The 16,915-nt window shown below is 35.9% G+C and carries 19 protein-coding genes and 1 pseudogene; 8 read left to right on the top strand and 12 right to left on the bottom strand.

What is annotated here, in order from left to right; all coding sequences use genetic code 11:
• Window positions 1-53 precede the first annotated feature (53 nt).
• From QWY78_RS04535 to QWY78_RS04505, 7 genes are all read right to left on the bottom strand, one after another.
• Window positions 54-596 carry a hypothetical protein gene (locus QWY78_RS04535; protein WP_290217039.1) on the bottom strand — a complete coding sequence of 181 codons (543 nt, stop codon included), beginning with the start codon at window positions 594-596 and terminating at the stop codon, window positions 54-56.
• A 124-nt stretch (window positions 597-720) separates the two neighbouring features.
• On the bottom strand, window positions 721-2,295 hold the full coding sequence (gene rny, locus QWY78_RS04530; protein ID WP_290217036.1) for a ribonuclease Y: 1,575 nt from the start codon (window positions 2,293-2,295) through the stop codon (window positions 721-723).
• A 286-nt stretch (window positions 2,296-2,581) separates the two neighbouring features.
• The gene (locus QWY78_RS04525) at window positions 2,582-2,869 is read right to left on the bottom strand and encodes a cell division protein ZapA (RefSeq protein ID WP_290217030.1); all 288 of its coding nucleotides are present in this window, start codon (window positions 2,867-2,869) and stop codon (window positions 2,582-2,584) included.
• On the bottom strand, window positions 2,869-3,171 hold the full coding sequence (locus QWY78_RS04520) for a hypothetical protein (RefSeq protein WP_290217029.1): 303 nt from the start codon (window positions 3,169-3,171) through the stop codon (window positions 2,869-2,871). The genes QWY78_RS04525 and QWY78_RS04520 overlap by 1 nt, the downstream gene beginning before the upstream one ends.
• Before the next feature lie 149 nt (window positions 3,172-3,320).
• Window positions 3,321-4,106: a type IX secretion/gliding motility protein PorT/SprT gene (gene porT, locus QWY78_RS04515; protein WP_290217026.1), complete on the bottom strand. Its 786-nt coding sequence runs from the start codon at window positions 4,104-4,106 to the stop codon at window positions 3,321-3,323.
• A gap of 1 nt (window position 4,107) precedes the next feature.
• The gene (gene ubiE / locus QWY78_RS04510) at window positions 4,108-4,827 is read right to left on the bottom strand and encodes a bifunctional demethylmenaquinone methyltransferase/2-methoxy-6-polyprenyl-1,4-benzoquinol methylase UbiE (RefSeq protein WP_435389048.1); all 720 of its coding nucleotides are present in this window, start codon (window positions 4,825-4,827) and stop codon (window positions 4,108-4,110) included.
• 10 nt (window positions 4,828-4,837) lie between these two features.
• The gene (locus QWY78_RS04505) at window positions 4,838-5,407 is read right to left on the bottom strand and encodes a hypothetical protein (protein ID WP_290217025.1); all 570 of its coding nucleotides are present in this window, start codon (window positions 5,405-5,407) and stop codon (window positions 4,838-4,840) included.
• A gap of 104 nt (window positions 5,408-5,511) precedes the next feature.
• Between QWY78_RS04505 and QWY78_RS04500 the strand changes: the two genes are divergently transcribed.
• From QWY78_RS04500 to QWY78_RS04480, 5 genes are all read left to right on the top strand, one after another.
• Complete coding sequence (locus tag QWY78_RS04500) at window positions 5,512-6,579, top strand: 3-oxoacyl-ACP synthase III family protein (protein WP_290217023.1); 1,068 nt, start codon at window positions 5,512-5,514, stop codon at window positions 6,577-6,579.
• A 64-nt stretch (window positions 6,580-6,643) separates the two neighbouring features.
• A complete protein-coding gene (locus tag QWY78_RS04495; protein ID WP_290217021.1) occupies window positions 6,644-7,849 on the top strand; it encodes a metallophosphoesterase in 1,206 nt (401 codons plus the stop codon).
• A 15-nt stretch (window positions 7,850-7,864) separates the two neighbouring features.
• Window positions 7,865-8,359, top strand: a complete 495-nt coding sequence (locus QWY78_RS04490) for a GNAT family N-acetyltransferase (RefSeq protein WP_290217019.1) — start codon at window positions 7,865-7,867, stop codon at window positions 8,357-8,359.
• Window positions 8,360-8,450: 91 nt separating this feature from the next.
• Window positions 8,451-8,693, top strand: coding sequence for a hypothetical protein (locus QWY78_RS04485; protein WP_290217017.1), 243 nt, complete (start codon window positions 8,451-8,453; stop codon window positions 8,691-8,693).
• A 155-nt stretch (window positions 8,694-8,848) separates the two neighbouring features.
• Entirely contained in the window at window positions 8,849-9,274 is a 426-nt protein-coding gene (locus QWY78_RS04480; protein ID WP_290217015.1) for a hypothetical protein, read from the top strand.
• Window positions 9,275-9,357: 83 nt separating this feature from the next.
• Here the strand turns inward: QWY78_RS04480 and alaS are convergent, their stop codons facing one another.
• Entirely contained in the window at window positions 9,358-12,015 is a 2,658-nt protein-coding gene (gene alaS / locus QWY78_RS04475; RefSeq protein ID WP_290217333.1) for an alanine--tRNA ligase, read from the bottom strand.
• A 296-nt stretch (window positions 12,016-12,311) separates the two neighbouring features.
• Here alaS and msrA point away from each other — a divergent pair, with 296 nt between their 5' ends.
• The gene (gene msrA, locus QWY78_RS04470; protein WP_353960519.1) at window positions 12,312-12,968 is read left to right on the top strand and encodes a peptide-methionine (S)-S-oxide reductase MsrA; all 657 of its coding nucleotides are present in this window, start codon (window positions 12,312-12,314) and stop codon (window positions 12,966-12,968) included.
• Between the two features lie 34 nt (window positions 12,969-13,002).
• Here the strand turns inward: msrA and QWY78_RS04465 are convergent, their stop codons facing one another.
• Both QWY78_RS04465 and QWY78_RS04460 read right to left on the bottom strand, forming a co-directional pair.
• Complete coding sequence (locus QWY78_RS04465) at window positions 13,003-13,302, bottom strand: hypothetical protein (RefSeq protein WP_290217013.1); 300 nt, start codon at window positions 13,300-13,302, stop codon at window positions 13,003-13,005.
• Window positions 13,303-13,385: 83 nt separating this feature from the next.
• A complete protein-coding gene (locus QWY78_RS04460; protein WP_290217011.1) occupies window positions 13,386-14,045 on the bottom strand; it encodes a YceI family protein in 660 nt (219 codons plus the stop codon).
• 79 nt (window positions 14,046-14,124) lie between these two features.
• Here QWY78_RS04460 and QWY78_RS04455 point away from each other — a divergent pair, with 79 nt between their 5' ends.
• The gene (locus QWY78_RS04455) at window positions 14,125-15,063 is read left to right on the top strand and encodes an ABC transporter ATP-binding protein (protein ID WP_290217010.1); all 939 of its coding nucleotides are present in this window, start codon (window positions 14,125-14,127) and stop codon (window positions 15,061-15,063) included.
• Between the two features lie 206 nt (window positions 15,064-15,269).
• On the opposite strand, the gene QWY78_RS04450 is transcribed toward QWY78_RS04455, so the two are convergent.
• Window positions 15,270-15,602: a zinc ribbon domain-containing protein YjdM gene (locus QWY78_RS04450; RefSeq protein ID WP_290217008.1), complete on the bottom strand. Its 333-nt coding sequence runs from the start codon at window positions 15,600-15,602 to the stop codon at window positions 15,270-15,272.
• 182 nt (window positions 15,603-15,784) lie between these two features.
• Between QWY78_RS04450 and QWY78_RS04445 the strand changes: the two genes are divergently transcribed.
• Window positions 15,785-16,423, top strand: a complete 639-nt coding sequence (locus tag QWY78_RS04445; RefSeq protein WP_290217005.1) for an alpha/beta hydrolase — start codon at window positions 15,785-15,787, stop codon at window positions 16,421-16,423.
• A gap of 87 nt (window positions 16,424-16,510) precedes the next feature.
• Here the strand turns inward: QWY78_RS04445 and QWY78_RS04440 are convergent.
• A pseudogene (locus tag QWY78_RS04440) lies at window positions 16,511-16,813 on the bottom strand (Lrp/AsnC family transcriptional regulator); the annotation flags it as partial.
• Window positions 16,814-16,915 lie beyond the last annotated feature (102 nt).

Here is a 16,915-nt window from a genome sequence, read left to right as displayed (position 1 = left end):
TCAAAAGATTAATTAAAAAAAGGCCTATGTCTCTATTCCATTCCATTATTTTATCATTCTGGCGGAGTTAAGTTTCCAAAATCAAATGCACTAATCTCTGAAATGCCAGGATTGTCTTCAGCTGGACTATAACCACCAATTCCAACTTTACCGCTTCCAGGCAAAGGTTTTACACTTGCTTTGAGATACACTGTTTGTTTTCCTTGGTATTGTTTTTTTAACCTGTTATCAAAGTTTCCATTATTAGGATATTGACCGAAAGCAATGGTGATCCCAATCTTTTTAATCTTTTGTTTTTTAGCTTCTGCTTTTACGTAATTAATATAATCTTGCAACACTTCAATGTCATAATAGACTTCTTTCGTTTCAGGATCAACTTTACCAGCGTTCAGAATTTTATAGTTATTATTGTTGTATTCGTCGCTAAGTACTTTCGCCTGCGCTGCCGAGATCAGATGTTCCGAGAGCGCACTCACGGTGGTCGTCGTGGTAGAAACACCTCCGAGACCCGTGCCTACACTGATCATACAGGAATACACCAAGAGCAACAATGAAATTGCAATAGATGCCGTAAAAAGAGTTTTTTTCGTTTTCATAATAATTATTTTAACAAAACTAGCTTTATTATTAATAAAAAAAACAGGAAACTCACCCTTTTTTGTATAAAAGAAAAGCCAACGAAATTATTCGTTGGCATTCTAATCTACTATTGGTTAAGTTTTATCTCGCAATATTTACCGATCTGGTCTCACGAATTACCGTTACCCGTACTTGTCCCGGATAGGTTAATTCATTTTGAATTTTCTCTGAAATATCGTAAGAAAGCTGTGCAGATTGGTCATCACTAACTTTCCCACTTTCAACCATTACTCGCAATTCTCTACCTGCTTGAATTGCGTACGCACTTGAAACGCCATCAAAACTTAAAGCGGCTGCTTCCAGATCTTTTAACCTTTGGATATACGATTCTAGGACTTGTCTTCTGGCTCCCGGTCTGGCTCCCGAAATCGCATCAGCAACTTGAATAATCGGGGATAAAAGGGTCGTCATTTCTACCTCATCATGGTGTGCTCCAATGGCATTCACCACTTCTGGATTTTCGCCATATTTTTCGGCCCACTGCATTCCTAGAAGAGCATGCGGCAATTCAGATTCCTGTTCAGGAACTTTTCCAATATCGTGTAACAAACCAGCTCTTTTGGCCAATTTAACGTTGAGTCCTAATTCTGCGGCCATGGTTCCGGCGATATTGGCAACTTCTCTGGAGTGTTGCAACAAATTCTGACCGTAAGAAGAACGGAATTTCATTCTCCCTACAATTTTCACTAGTTCTGGGTGCAGTCCGTGAACTCCTAAATCGATTACGGTTCTTTTACCGACTTCGATAATTTCTTCTTCTATTTGTTTTTTGGTTTTATCAACCACTTCTTCGATTCTTGCCGGGTGAATTCTACCATCGGTAACCAATCGGTGTAGTGATAATCTCGCGATTTCTCTTCTCACTGGATCAAAACACGAAAGTAAAATCGCTTCCGGAGTGTCATCTACAATAATTTCTACTCCTGTTGCTGCTTCTAATGCGCGGATGTTTCTTCCTTCTCGTCCGATAATTCTACCTTTCACCTCGTCCGATTCAATATTGAAAACAGAAACTGAATTCTCGATAGCCTGCTCGGTTCCAATTCGTTGGATGGTTTGAATCACGATTTTCTTGGCTTCTTGTTTCGCATTAAGATTGGCTTCGGCCATGATATTCTGAACATGAGCTTGGGCTTTGGTTTTCGCTTCTGATTTTAATGCTTCTACCAATTCATTTTTTGCATCTTCTGCAGAATAGCCAGAAATTTTTTCTAAAATCTCTACTTTCTGAGCAGTTACCGTGTCTAGTTCCTGTTGTTTTCTTTCAAGAATTTCGTGTTTTTTACTGTAATCAGCAATTTGGCGATCCAGGTCTTTTTCTAGTTTACCTGTTTTACTGAGTTCATCATTGAGCTTTTGCTCTTTGTCTTTGATTCTTTTTTCGGAATCCTGCATTTTCTTTTCTCTGGTCTGAATATCTGCGTCATGTTGCGATTTCAGTTCCATAAACTTTTCTTTGGCCTGAAAATGCTTTTCTTTCTTAAGGGATTCTGCCTGTACAGTGGCTTTTTCTATAAGGTTTTCGGCGTTTTTCTTTGCATCTTGAACGATGAATTTTGCTTTTGTATTTAGAGCACTTTTGGAAAAAACCATTCCAATTAGCGCTCCTACACCTAAGCAAACAATACCGATAATAATGGCGATTGTTGGTGTCATATATGTTTAGTTTTAATAATAATTCTGTTAAAAATCAAGCTTTTAGATTAAAAAAAATAATTTTTCTTTTCATCAACCTTGATTATTGGTTAAAAAAAAGCCTACAATAGTCCACGGATTTAGAGTAAACTCCTAATCAACACGATTTGAACTGTTTTTTACTTTCTGTAATCCGAGCAAGTCGGCACGCCATTAAATAAACTTTCGTTCGGTAATAGTTTTGCGTTGAGTTTACCTGTAATGTGTTAGAACTATTGTAGGCAGTCGTTGATTGAAAAAGAAAAATCTACTTTTCCAACTCTTCCAAGAATTGATTGATTTTTTGCAATCTTTCTGTGGAATCTATTATGTTTTTATCGTTATTGATTTGGGCTACTTCTGCATTGGTTCCAAATTTTAAGCAACACATGGCCAAAGCATCCTGTTTATCTCTAACGTCAAAATTCTGTTCAAAATCTTTAATCATCGCTTCAATCTGCTTCCCAACTTTTCGCAAAGTTTCTTCCTCTGCGGAGGGTACATTCAGCGGATAACTTCTTCCGGCAATCGTGATGGTAATTCTTCTTACATCCATTACAATCCACTGTTTTGAAGTTCTGCAATACAATAATCCACTTCTTTGATCAATCGGTTAATATGATTTTTCATCAATCGGTTATGATCTGGGTTTCCTGATATTGCTGAATAAAGTTTTATATTTTTTTGTTCTTCTGCTAAAACCTGATTTTTTTTCCTTTCCTCTTCATATTTCATCTTCAACGCTTCATGCTCTTGATCTAATTCCAAATATTTTTCGTTAAGATTTTGATAGCTTTTACTTACCGCTACAATCTTTTTTTCTAAAACCGAAAAATTATTTTCTAAATCTTTGAGCATTTCTCAGGTTAATTTATTCTAACTCTTGAGCAAAAATATAAAAAATTAAATTGAAAGTATCACTTCTTGCCTACTAATTGTTGAAATGGCGAAATAAAAAAAGAGAGAGCCCTGAAACTTTCTCTTTAATATCGTTGAAATAGGATATTTTATTCAAATTTCAGTACGAACATAAACGCTCGGGTTTTTGCGCTTGAGATTGCAGATGACCAATACGGCGGAGTTTCCGCATTATCTGCCACCGATTCGTTATTTATCATAAAGGTTCCTCTGAAACCGGGTGTCAACTTAAATCTACTAAAATAAAACTGCATTCCGATTTCAGCAGACCACGCAAAATTACTCGCTGTCGTACGAAAAATCCCTTGCTGATTATCATCTTCGGCCTTGCTATTGGATTGTAAATTCACCATCCAATTTACTCCTGCCGCCGCATACGGGCGAGAATTATACCAGCGATCCCCATGAACTTCAATAAGTAATGGCACATCAACATAGGTAGATTTTACGGTGCGCAATCGATCAGCATCCGTTAAAACCCTGGGTGTAAATGGTTGATTGGCAGGTGTTCCTGCTGCAAACTGATCATTGGATTGGGTATTAAAGAAAATCTCACGTTCAACAAATTGTAAACCGGGTTCGATTCGTAAATCAAAATTATCATTTAACCTTAATTTACCAATAAGACCTGCTCCAAAACTATATGCAGACTTGGTTTGCACCGAATTTTTTTGTCCATCCATTCCAAATTTTGGGTGAAGAACCATCTTATAATCGAAATTATTGGCAGCCAAGTAAAATCCGTAACTGAATTTCTGCCCGTCGAATCCCTCCAAATTATCCATTCGGTCTTTGGTTCGGAACAATTGAGCGTTTGCAAAGCTGCACAGTAAGAATGCTGCAATACAATTTATTTTTAAAAGAGTGTTCCCCATATTATTTGGTTGCCTTGTAAATAGTTGCGATCCCTAAACTTAATTTTTTGTACTCTACTTTTTTAAATCCTACATTTAACAATATCGACTTCATTTTTTCGCCAAAAGGAAAAGCATTTACCGAGTCTGGTAAATAAGTATAAGCGCGATTGTCTTTTGAGACCAATTTACCAATTTGAGGCAAAATATTTTTAAAATAGAACATATAGAACGGTGCTAAAAAACCTTCTACTTTGGAGAATTCTAAAATATAAACGCTTTTTTCTTCTTTCACGACCCTTTTTAGTTCAGACAATCCCTTTTCTAAATTTTCGAAGTTCCGTACTCCAAAAGCAACGGAAACCGCATCGAATTTATTGCTTTCGAAAGGTAGATTTTCGGCGTCTCCTTTTATCATTTCGATTTGGTCGGTTAGATTAATCTTCTGGATTTTGGTGATTCCGACATTTAACATCTGCTGAGACAAGTCTAGACCAACGATTTTGGCGCCTGTTCCTTTTTGCACAGCAATTGCTAAATCACCTGTTCCGGTGGCAACATCTAAAACTTCTTTTGGTTGATCAGCGTTCATCCATTTCACCAAGGTGTTTCTCCATAGAACATCAATTTTCATTGAGAGAACATGATTTAATAAATCGTATTTCGGTGCAATGTTGTCGAACATATCTTCGACTTCTTTTTTCTTGCCGGCTTCGGTATTGTAAGGGGTAACTTGGTTCAAAATAGGTTTATTAAAATTGATAATATTCTTTGTAATATTTCAAAAAATCAGCTTTTCGAAATATCTTCGTTCTGGATTCTACTTTCTGAATATTTTTTACGATTGGATCATACTCTTCATCGATATTGTAATAGAATGCATCCGTATACAATTTATTAAATCGTACCGGAGCATTTACAAATAGTTTTCCATCGATGGTGGTTCGGGGTCGTACGGCAATTAATGAATCTTTATTTAAACCATAGCCATAAAACTGTTCATTGATATAATAATCTTGATGAGCAATGTTTACCAAGCCCCGGTTTTTGTTCACAACAAAGGCGGAATCAAACAAAACCTTCTTTTCACCATTTAAAACCTTAATTTGATTGTTTCCTTTTTTTAATTCCACCTGAACTTTCTGTCCCGCAGTGATGATTTTTTCAACCCCATTATTAATATTAAAATAATAAGTTTGTTCTGAAGGATTATCAACCAGATAATAGTTTCTTTTTGCTAAAAAGAAATTATAAATCCCAAACGCAACCAATACGGTGATGATTGAAATAATTAAGCCTTTTGCTGATGGACTGATTTTCATAAGAAATATTGTAGTAAAAAAACTTTTGCAAATTTAATAATAATTTTGTTTCTTAACGATACAATATTATTATTAACTTTGCCGTAAATTTTTCATTCAAATATATGCCCAACACAATCATAATCGGTTCAGGAAGTTACCTTCCTACTAAGATAATCGGCAAAGAACATTTCATGAACTCGGTTTTTTATACTGATGATGGTGAATTAATCGACAAACCCAACGAAGAAGTTATTCAGAAGTTTGTAGAAATCACCGAAATCGAAACCCGTCGTTATTTACAGGAAGATGAATTTAATTCTGATTTAGGCTTTCGCGCCGCTAAAGAAGCGATCGATGATGCGAAAATTGACCAAGAAGAGTTGGACTATATTATCTATGCCAGTAATTTTGGAGAAGTTGATCATAACGGAATGACCAATTTCATGCCGTCGATGTCCGCTCGAGTTAAACATAAATTGGGAATCAAGAACAGAAGAACCGTAAATTATGACATGATTTTTGGTTGCCCAGGCTGGGTAGAAGCCATGATCATGGCAGATACGCTTATCAAAGCAAAAAAAGCAAAACTCATCTTGGTGGTAGGTTCAGAAACATTGAGTAGAGTTACCGATGCTTTTGACCGTAATAAAATGATTTTTGCAGACGGTGCCGGAGCAGTGGTGGTACAAGCCACCGATGATGAGACCGTAGGAATTATCGCTGATTGCACGCTTTGTGATAGCGGGCCAGAATTAAACTACTTAGAAAATGCGCCTTCCTTAAAAAAAGATGAAGACCGCCGACCTTTATACATTAGAATGCACGGTAGGAAAATCTATGAATATGCACTGAAAAACGTTCCAGACGCAATTAAAGAAACCATCGATAAAGCGCACTTAACCATCGACGATATCGACAAAATCCTAATTCATCAAGCCAATGCCAAAATGGATTATGCCATGATCTCTCGTTTGTTTAAATTATACGGCAGAACAGATTATGACCATGCGGTTTCGCCAATGACCATTCAATATTTAGGAAATTCGTCTGTAGCTACAATACCAACTATGTTTGACTTAATCATCAAAGGAAAAATGGATGGACAATCTTTTAAAGAAAAAGGAAATATCGTGTTCACTTCTGTAGGAGCAGGAATGAACATCAATGCGATTGTTTACCGTTTTCCTTAATTATTATCCTTAAAAAATACAAAAAAGCACAAAATTTGTTTTGTGCTTTTTTATTGACAATACTATGCAGAAAAACATTTTAATCATTACGGGAATTTTATTCGCTCTGGAATTTTATATTTATCAAGCGTTTAAAACCCTAACCAACAACAACTATTTAAGAATTGCTTATTGGGCAATCACCATCTTGGTGTATTTCTTTTTCATTTATGAAATATTAAATTTCAAAAAAACCGACCGTGATCACTCTCGAATTCAACTTATCGCCTCGATTTTTATGATATTTATGCTGCCCAAACTATTTGTCGCTTTTTTCCTTATCATTGAAGATTTGGGTCGAGGAGCTCAATTTTTTGTACAATCATTTGGTACTGGCGAAAACCATTTACCAGATCGTCGGAAATTTCTAAGTATTCTTGGGGTGGGCACCGCCGCTCTACTTTCTGGTTTATTTCTAGATGGAATTATTTTCGGAAAGTATCGACATACCATTAGAAAAGTGAAACTGAAAATTAAAGGTTTACCCAATAGTTTTAAAGGATACAAAATCATTCAAATTTCCGATGTGCATGCCGGAAGTTTTTTACACCCCGAAAAATTGCAGCAAGCAATTGATTTGATCAATGAGCAAAAACCAGATTTGGTTTTGTTTACGGGCGACATGGTAAATAATTATGCTAGTGAATTTGAACCATTTGTGGCACTTTTCAAAAGCATCACTGCGAAAGATGGTAAATTTTCGATTCTTGGAAATCATGATTATGGCGATTACGGCGCGTGGGAATCTACCGCAGAAAAAGCAAAAAACCTTCCAGATTTAATCAATTTACAAAAACAAGCAGGTTTTGAAATGCTAAGAAATGAACATCGAATCATTGAACAAGGAGGTGAAAAACTTTATTTGCTAGGCGTCGAAAATTGGGGAGAGAAACCTTTTCCGCAGTACGGCGACTTAGATAAAGCGGCGAAGGGAATCCCACCAGAAGCGGCAAAAATTTTGATGAGCCACGACCCAACGCACTTTGATTACATTGTGAAAAAACACCCTTCAAAGGTTCAGCTTACACTTTCCGGACATACGCATGGCATGCAATTCGGGCTCGATCTTAAAAATATTCGATGGTCTCCTGCGCAATACCGTTATAAAAAATGGGCGGATTTATATGAAAGCAATGACCAGTATCTATACGTAAACAGAGGTTTCGGCGTGATTGGTTACCCCGGAAGAGTTGGTATTGATCCAGAAATAACCTTATTTGAACTGAGTTAATTTAAAAATAAGTTGATGGTATCGTTTAAAAAAGCAACCGACCAAGATATTACACTGCTCCAAGAACTAGCAGAAAAATCCTGGAATTCTGCCTACGCAAATATCTTATCTACAGACCAGATTGAGTATATGTTAACCGAAATGTATGCAAAAGATGAATTATTTAAACAGCTTCAAAACCCCAATTATCAGTATTATTTAATTTTAAGTGATGTGATTCCTGCGGGATTTATCGGTTTTGAATTTCATTATGAGAAAGAGACTACCAAACTTCATCGCATTTATCTTTTAAACGAATTTAAAGGAAAAGGATTGGGTAAAAAAGGACTCGATTTCATGAAAAAAATGACAGCAGAAACAAGTGACAAACGAATTATTCTAAATGTAAACAAAGAAAACCCCGCCAGAAAAATGTATGAATCACAAGGTTTCAAAGTTTTTAAAGAGGAAGTTTTTGACATCGGAAATGGTTATGTGATGGATGATTTTTTAATGGAGCACCTTCTTTAAATGACTGATTATTCAGCTCTAAATGAAGCTCATTTTTATTTTGGTATAATTTTAGAATTGGTAAAATTAATAACATTAAAAATTTAAAATTATGACACGATCTAATTTATTCTCAAAGTTTCAGATTTTCGCATTGGCATTGATTGCAAATTTCTCAGTACTAATGGTTAGAGCACAGGAAGGAGCAGCTGATTTAAAAGTAGATGTAGATGTAAACAAAGGCAGCGACATGATGGGTGCAGACTGGATGAGTAATCCATTGGTTTGGGTAATTGGTGCTTTGGTACTGATCGTTATTATTGCCCTAATCGCAAGAGGAGGAGGCAGTAAATAGTTCTACAATATTTCAAATAATGAATCCAGAAAAATATTTTTCTGGATTTTTTTTATAGACTCATCAAGCGGTTTTATAATAATTTGCAAAAAGCAATGTTTTGATGATTATTTCGATTATTTTTGCCTGCTGTTAATCAAATACAATAAAGCACTATGAAAACAAAATTGATCGCGCTACTTTTAATCTTCGGATTTACAATGATTTCTATTTCTGCCCCGGCTCAAGAACAAAACCTAAAAGAAATGAAGCAAAAAGCTTTGGTTGTAAAAATCAAAGGACAAGTGATTGCTAAAAAAATGGACTTAGAAAAAGAGCTGCAAAATAATGCCAAAATCACCAAAGAGGTAGAAAGCCTCAATAAACAATCGAATAAAGCGACCAACAAATTTTCGCCATCGAGCCCAAAAGATACCGCGAAAGATGCAAAAAACACAGCCAAGCTTTTGAGGAAAACAGAATCAGCAAATAAAGATTTAAGAAGCAGCAATCAAAAAATTGCAAAGCTAGAGAAGGATCTCGCAAAATTAGAAGAGAAATTGAACAAGCTTGACTACGCGGTCGAACTTGAAAAAAAATAATTCTTTGCGTTCACCAAATTAAAATCCCGAAACTTTTTGAAAGTTTCGGGATTTTCTATCTCGGTTAATGACTTGAATTTTCATTATAAAGCAAGTGCTTTTTGATACGCATTTTCTAAGCCGTCAAGGTTTTTGCCACCCGCCGTTGCAAAGCCAGGATTACCGCCGCCGCCGCCTTGGATTTCCTTCGCTAAATCTTTAACAATATTTCCAGCGTGGTAAGTCGTTTCTAAAGAGCCAGATACGCCAACGGTAATCATTGGTTTTCCTTCCGCTTCCGAAAGAATGATGATTAGCGCATTTTCGATCTCCTTCTTTAACTGAAACACGATGTCTTTGACACTACCAGGATCCAGAGAAACTTTTTTTACCAATAATTTTTTACCTTCTTTTTCAACAAAGTCATCCACCCAATTTGATGTTTCTGATTTTGCTTTTTCTTTTTTCAACGATTCAATTTCAGCTTTTAAAACGGAATTATCCTCCATTAATTTCTCAACGGATTTTTTAAGATCTTTAGATTTTAATAAGAAAGAAATTTCCTTGAGCTGCATTTCCAAATTACGGAAATAGGCAGCCGATTGATCGCCAGAAATCGCTTCAATCCTACGAATTCCGGCAGCTGTTGAACTTTCACTCTGAATTTTAAAATGACCGATTTCACCAGTATGTTTCACATGAGTTCCTCCACACAATTCTTTAGAAGAACCAAATTGGATCATTCGAACTTTATCACCGTATTTCTCACCAAAAAGCGCCATAGCACCTTTTTCCATTGCTTCCGTTATTGGAATTTCACGGAATTCTTGCAATGCAATATTTTCTTTGATTTTAGCATTTACTTTTTCCTCGACGGTTTTCAACTGTTCCTCATCCATTTTTGAAAAATGGGAGAAATCAAAACGCAAATAATCAGGACCAACGAAGGAACCTTTCTGTTCAACGTGCATTCCTAAAACTTCACGCAAAGCTTCATGCAACAAATGGGTTACCGAGTGATTTGCCTCGGTGTTTTTCCGTTCTGATTGGTTTACTTTAGCATAAAAAACGGCACCGGCATCTTTCGGCATTTCTTTAATTAGAGAGACGATCAGATTATTTTCTTTTCTTGTTTCCAGAACTTCGATGATCTCGGAACAGTCGGTAATCGTAGAAACGCTCGGATTTGAAATATCAAAACCCTCCGTATAACTTGGAATTAAAATTCCTTTGTCGCCGATTTGCCCACCACCTTCTGGATAAAAAGGCGATTTGGATAAAACGATTTGATAAAATTCGCCATCTTTATTTTCTACTTTACGGTACCGCGTTATAAAAGTTTCGGTTTCCAAAACGTCGTAGCCAACGAATGTTTCTGGTTTTTCTTCTAATATTACCCAATCATAAACTTTCGCGGCAGAATCTTTTTTTGAGCGTTGCTTTTGTTTCGCCATTTCCTCTTCAAAACCTTTTTCATCCACAGTCAAGTGCTTTTCTTCGGCAATGATTCTGGACAAATCTGCTGGGAAGCCGTAGGTATCATATAATTCGAAAACAACAGCTCCCGGAAGTGTTATTTCATTTTTAGCTAAGGTTTCTTTAATCACCAAATCGATTCTTTTTAAACCGTGTTCTATCGTCTTTAGGAATGAGTTTTCTTCTTCTTTAATGACTTCAGTTACTAGTTTTTCTTGCCTCACCAACTCTGGGAAAAAGTCGCCCATTTCCGTTTTCAAAATGGCAACCAATTCAAAAAGGAAGGCTTCTTTCATTCCTAAAAATCGGTAGGCATAAGAAATCCCACGACGCAAAATTCTACGGATTACATAACCGGCGCCACCATTGGATGGCAATTGTCCATCAGCAATCGCAAACGCAACGGCACGAATATGATCCACCACCACGCGAATCGCAATATCTTTTTCATCATCTAAAATCCCTGTATATTTTTTTCCTGAAAGTTCTTCTACTTTTGCAATTAAAGGCGTAAAAACATCAGTGTCATAATTTGAAGTTTTGCTTTGTAAAGCCATGCACAAACGCTCAAATCCCATTCCGGTATCAACGTGTCGGGAAGGTAATTTTTCTAAACTTCCATCGGCTTTTCTGTTGAATTCCATAAAAACCAAATTCCAAACTTCTACCACTTGCGGATGATCGTTATTCACCAGCTCTAAACCGGAAACTTTGGCTTTTTCTTCTTCAGTTCTTATATCAATATGAATTTCTGAACAAGGTCCGCAAGGTCCGCTTTCGCCCATTTCCCAGAAATTATCTTTTTTATTTCCGTTGATAATTCGGTCCTCAGAAATATGTGCTTTCCAGAAATTATAAGCATCGTTATCGCGGTCTAAATTTTCAGAAGCATCTCCTTCAAAAATAGTAACGTATAAATTCTCTTTTGGAATTTTGTAAACCTCGGTCAATAATTCCCAGGCAAAATCGATCGCCTCTTTTTTAAAATAATCGCCAAAAGACCAGTTTCCCAACATTTCAAACATGGTGTGGTGATAGGTATCCCGACCAACATCGTCCAAATCATTGTGCTTCCCGGAAACCCTCAAACACTTTTGGGTATCTGCAATTCTGGGTGCTTTTGGTTCTTTATAACCTAAGAAATAATCCTTAAACTGCGTCATTCCAGAATTAGAGAACATCAAAGTCGGATCGTCTTTTAACACGATGGGTGCAGAGGGAACGATAAGATGTCCTTTTTCTTTAAAAAAATCTAAAAACTGTTGTCTTATTTGTTGTGAAGTCATGATTGAATTGGCTTTAGCGTATCTATAAGTTGGCAAATTTAATGATTTTTAGAATGACTGTCGAATAATGTTTTCGTGAATTTAAAATTATTCATTTTTAAAGTTTTTCATCTGGAATATTGGTTACGAAAAACCAGATTCGAATTGCTATCGTATCTATAATTATCGGGAGATCATTTCTAATTATTGAAATGAGCACGATAGATAATTCCTACTAATTTCTTTACATTTCAGCCTTATATTTGCATGTAGACTAAAATCAATTCAAAACAATGAATAAAAATAAGAACAAAAAAATGAAAAATATTTTAACACTCTTGGCATTTATCTTTGGAGTCGGTATTTTTGCCGCAACCTCTTTTTCTTGCTCGAAAGCCAAAGTAAAAACTATTGAAGAAAACAAAAAAAATGAAATAAATATGGAAGGTAAAAATATTAAAGAAATCTATTTTGCTGGTGGATGTTTCTGGGGAACAGAACATCTTTTTCAACTCATAAGAGGTGTTGTAGAGACTGAAGTTGGATATGCAAACGGAAAGATTAAAAACCCGACTTACGAACAGGTCATCAGCCACACCACCGGTTTCGCTGAAGCGGTGAAAGTAAAATATGATGCCGATCAGGTAGACTTACCACTGCTGATCGCAGTCTTTTTTAAATCGATTGATCCTACCGTTTTAAACCGACAGGGAAATGATGTGGGCGATAATTACAGAACCGGAATCTATTCCACCGACGCAGCGATTGAAGCAATCGTAAAAACCGAAGTTGCAAAATTAGCTAAGAATTATAATAAACCCGTTGTTGTAGAAACAATCGCTTTGAAGAACTTCTATAAAGCAGAAGATTATCATCAAGATTATTTAGATAAAAATCCCGGTGGATATTGCCACATTCCGCTTTCCGTTTTTGAAGAAGCAAAAAAAGCAAACCCGCTTCCCTCGGCGAAATAATAAAATTAAAGGTTGTCGAAAGGCAACCTTTTTTTTATAAAAATTTTTTGATGTTCAAGATTGAAACATTTAAAAGAATAAGAAATCCAAAAATAATATAAACTGTATTTTTGGGAAGGTTTGTTAAATCAAATTGAAATTTCGTGAAATTTTCAAAAGAGAATTGCTGGTTCAAAGGAATCTTCGGATTGTATTTCCCTGGCAACCCCAAATCCATCACATTCGGGATGGGCTTTTGCAGCTCTCTATTTCCATAATGCCAAAAAAGAAGCGGGATGATCAGTGCGCTCATCAGTCCTGGGACATAATATTTCTTGGTAAGTTTATTTTTCATTCTTAAAGATAAATTTAGACAAAAAAAAACCGTCCCAAAAGAATGAGACGGAATTTAAATTATAATACCTTTAAATTAAAATGCTATTTTTTCTCTAAAGCTTTAATTAAAATCTGAATATTTACTTCATCTTTAATCACCCCGTTCGCTAGAGGCATTTGAAATTTCACACCAAATTCTTCGCGCATAATATCTTTAGGTTCCGTTGCAATGGTTGCTTCACCATCTTTAATAGAAACATTTGCATTAAACTGAACTGGTTTTGTAATTCCTTTGATGGTTAAGTTTCCATCTAAAAGCATGTTATAATCGCCAGACTCGTTCGCTGAAACTTTGGTAATTTCAAATGACGCAGTTGGGAATTTATCAGCTTCAAAGAAATCGCCGCTTTTTAAATGTCCATTCAGTTTGGCCAATTGCTCAGCATCATCTTTCAAATCTTCAGAGGTAAGCGAGTTCATGTCTGCCACGAATTTTCCACTTTCCAAAACTCCATCTTTCACGGTAAGGTCGCCACTCTCGAACTTAATCGTTCCGAAATGACTTGACTGGTCAGATTTCACTACCTTGTAGCCTTTCCATTCAATTCTACTGTTTAGCGTATCGAGTTCATATGTTGCACCCTGATTGGTCGTAGAAACTTCGGTTACCTCACTTGTCAGTGGTTTATCTTTTCCACAAGACACCAATACCATCGCCGAAAATAGACCTAAAAATACCGAATTTGTAATGTTTTTCATCATTAAATACCTTTTTATTAAATTGTTTTGGCTAAAATAACAAAAATATCTTTATTAAAGACAAATATGTTATTTTTGCAGTATGCTATTAGAAATCAAGAATTTATTTTTTTCGCATCGGTCCGATCAAAGGCTTTTTCAAAATTTTAATTTAAAGGTTGAGGAAAGTAAAATCATCGCTTTGGCGGGTGAAAGTGGCTGTGGGAAATCTACTTTACTAAATTTAATTTACGGCCTGCTCGATTGGCAACAAGGTGAAATTATCTTTGATGGTTTACCGGTTTTAGGTCCCGACCACAATTTGGTTCCAGGGGAAGAAAACATGAAATTGGTCGCGCAAAATTACGATTTGATGCCGTATGCAACTGTTGCGGAAAATGTTGGTAAATTCATTTCTAATATTGATTTAGAAGAAAAAAAACAAAGAGTTCAGGAACTCTTGAAAGTAGTTGGATTAGAAGAATACGAATATATTCTGCCAAAATACCTCAGTGGCGGACAAATGCAGCGCGTGGCGATTGCAAGAGCTTTGTCGGTAATGCCCAAACTTTTACTGTTGGATGAACCATTTAGCAACATCGATTTTTCTCGAAAGATAGAATTGCGAGAGCGGTTATTTAAGTATGTTCAAGAAAAGAACATTTCACTGATCATTTCCACGCATGAAATTCAGGAAGTCATGCCTTGGCTGGATCAAATTATCGTCTTGCATGAAGGCAGATTAATTCAAAATGATAACGCAGAAGAAACCTACAAAAATCCTTATAATCAATATGTTGCATCGCTTTTTGGCGAAGTAAATATTTTTTCAGACGAAGAGAAATCTGCGTTCAATCTTTCGAAAAACTTTTGGTATCCGCACGAAATCAAAATTGCAGACACTGGAAAAGAAGCTGTGGTAGTAGAAAGCCGATTTGCGGGAAGTTATTATTGGACTAAAGTTTCAGTCAACAACAAACAGCTCATTATTTACACGCCTGAAAAAGCAGAAGGTTCGGTTCAATTATCTTTTAAAGATTAAAAAAAGTCAAGCCTATTCAATAATAATGAATAGAAACTTGACTTTTATCACTTCGTTTTTATTTTTTAAAAATAATTCTTAGCTTTGGTATTCAAAACGTAAGGAAATTTTTGGTTAATTCTCTTTCTGCCCCTGAGACGAAATTAGGACAATTCATTTGTACAACTAGTCTTCGAAACGGAACCCTGTCCAAATTTTTCCTTTTTTTATGCCTTTTTCACAAATTCTGATTTGAGCGCCATTGACCCAAACCCATCAATTTTACAGTCGATATTGTGATCGCTGTGGGGTCTTAATCGAATGTTTTTAACTTTTGTACCCGCTTTAACAGGTTTCGGTGCCCCTTTTACTGGCAAATCTTTTACGACAACTACGGTATCGCCATCTTTCAATTCATTTCCGTTGGCATCTAAAATTCTATCTTCATCTGCAGTTTCTCCCGGCTTCCACTCATGAAAGCATTGGGAACAAACCATCATATCATCTTGCTCATAGGTGAACTCTGATTGGCATTTCGGACAAAGTACGGTATCACTCATAATTATAATTTTCACAAAGATATTATTAAAATAAAAAGCTTACAAGTTTAATAAGCACTCGGAGTTTCATAGGTCATGATGAAGAGTTTAAGCACTATTTCAATGTCAGAAGCTATCTTTACCTCATTGCCAATCGGAAACCGCACCCTTCGACCTTCAACCTAAATTATTATCTTTGCCAAATGGATTTACACTATATCGTTCGCGAACCTCAAAATATTACTTCAAAAACACCTTTACTTATATTGCTTCACGGATATGGAAGCAATGAACAGGATTTATTTTCTTTCGCACCTACTTTGCCAGAGGATTGGTTAATCGTAAGTTTCAGGGCACCATTCAACACCAATTACGAAGGTTATTCTTGGTACGATATTGATCTAATGAATGAAGAAAACCGAATTGATGTTCGCCAAGCCAAAGAATCACAAGAAGCCATCTTAGAACATATTTTGAAAATTTCTAATGACTATGGTTTAACAGAAAATGAAACGCATTTGTGTGGATTTTCGCAAGGGGGAATTTTAAGCTATGCTTTGGCGCTAAACCAACCAGATTTGTTCAATAAGGTTGCCTGCATGAGTTGTTATGCAGAAGAAAAGTTGCTCACCAATATGGTAAAAGATAAAAAGAAAATCGAAAAATTACGCTTCTTTATTTCTCATGGAACCGATGACGCAATTATCCCATTGGACTGGGGCCGAAAAGCCGCAGATATGCTTTATGAAAAAGGGGCCTATTTTTCTTTCCGCGAATACATGAGCGGACATGGCGTAAATCAAAAAAATTATATGGACTTGATGGATTTCTTCGGGAAATAAAATAACTTTCACAGCGCACACAAAACTATTAATAAATTACGAAGATGAATATCTGCTTCGTTTTTTTTCTTATAAGTGGGAATTATTTTAAGGTTCTATCACCGTAGAGTTTTTAACTTCTTTAATCATAAAAGCGCTTTGCGTACTGGCGATATGTTGCAAATTCGTTAGTTTACTCACCATAAATTCACGGTATTCCTGAATGTCACGTACACAAATCTTAAGAATGTAATCGTAATCACCCGCCACATGAAAACATTCTAACACTTCTGGAAACTGTGTAATCTCTTTTTCAAACTGAAAAATATACTCTTTCTTATGTTGTACCAATTTTACATGGCACAAAACGATGAAGCTTTTTTGAATCTTTTCATTATTTATTAAAGCAACCCGTTGTGCATTTAGAAATATAGGAAAAAAGATTGTTCATTTGATTAAAAAATCGTATATTTACCTGACTACCAATCACTTAAATACATGAACAATCTCATT

This window comes from Kaistella yonginensis (assembly GCF_030409525.1).
In the GTDB taxonomy this organism is placed as follows: Bacteria; Bacteroidota; Bacteroidia; order Flavobacteriales; family Weeksellaceae; genus Kaistella; species Kaistella yonginensis.
Note: the sequence above shows the minus strand (reverse complement) of the source record. Positions and strands in the feature narration are given on the sequence as shown.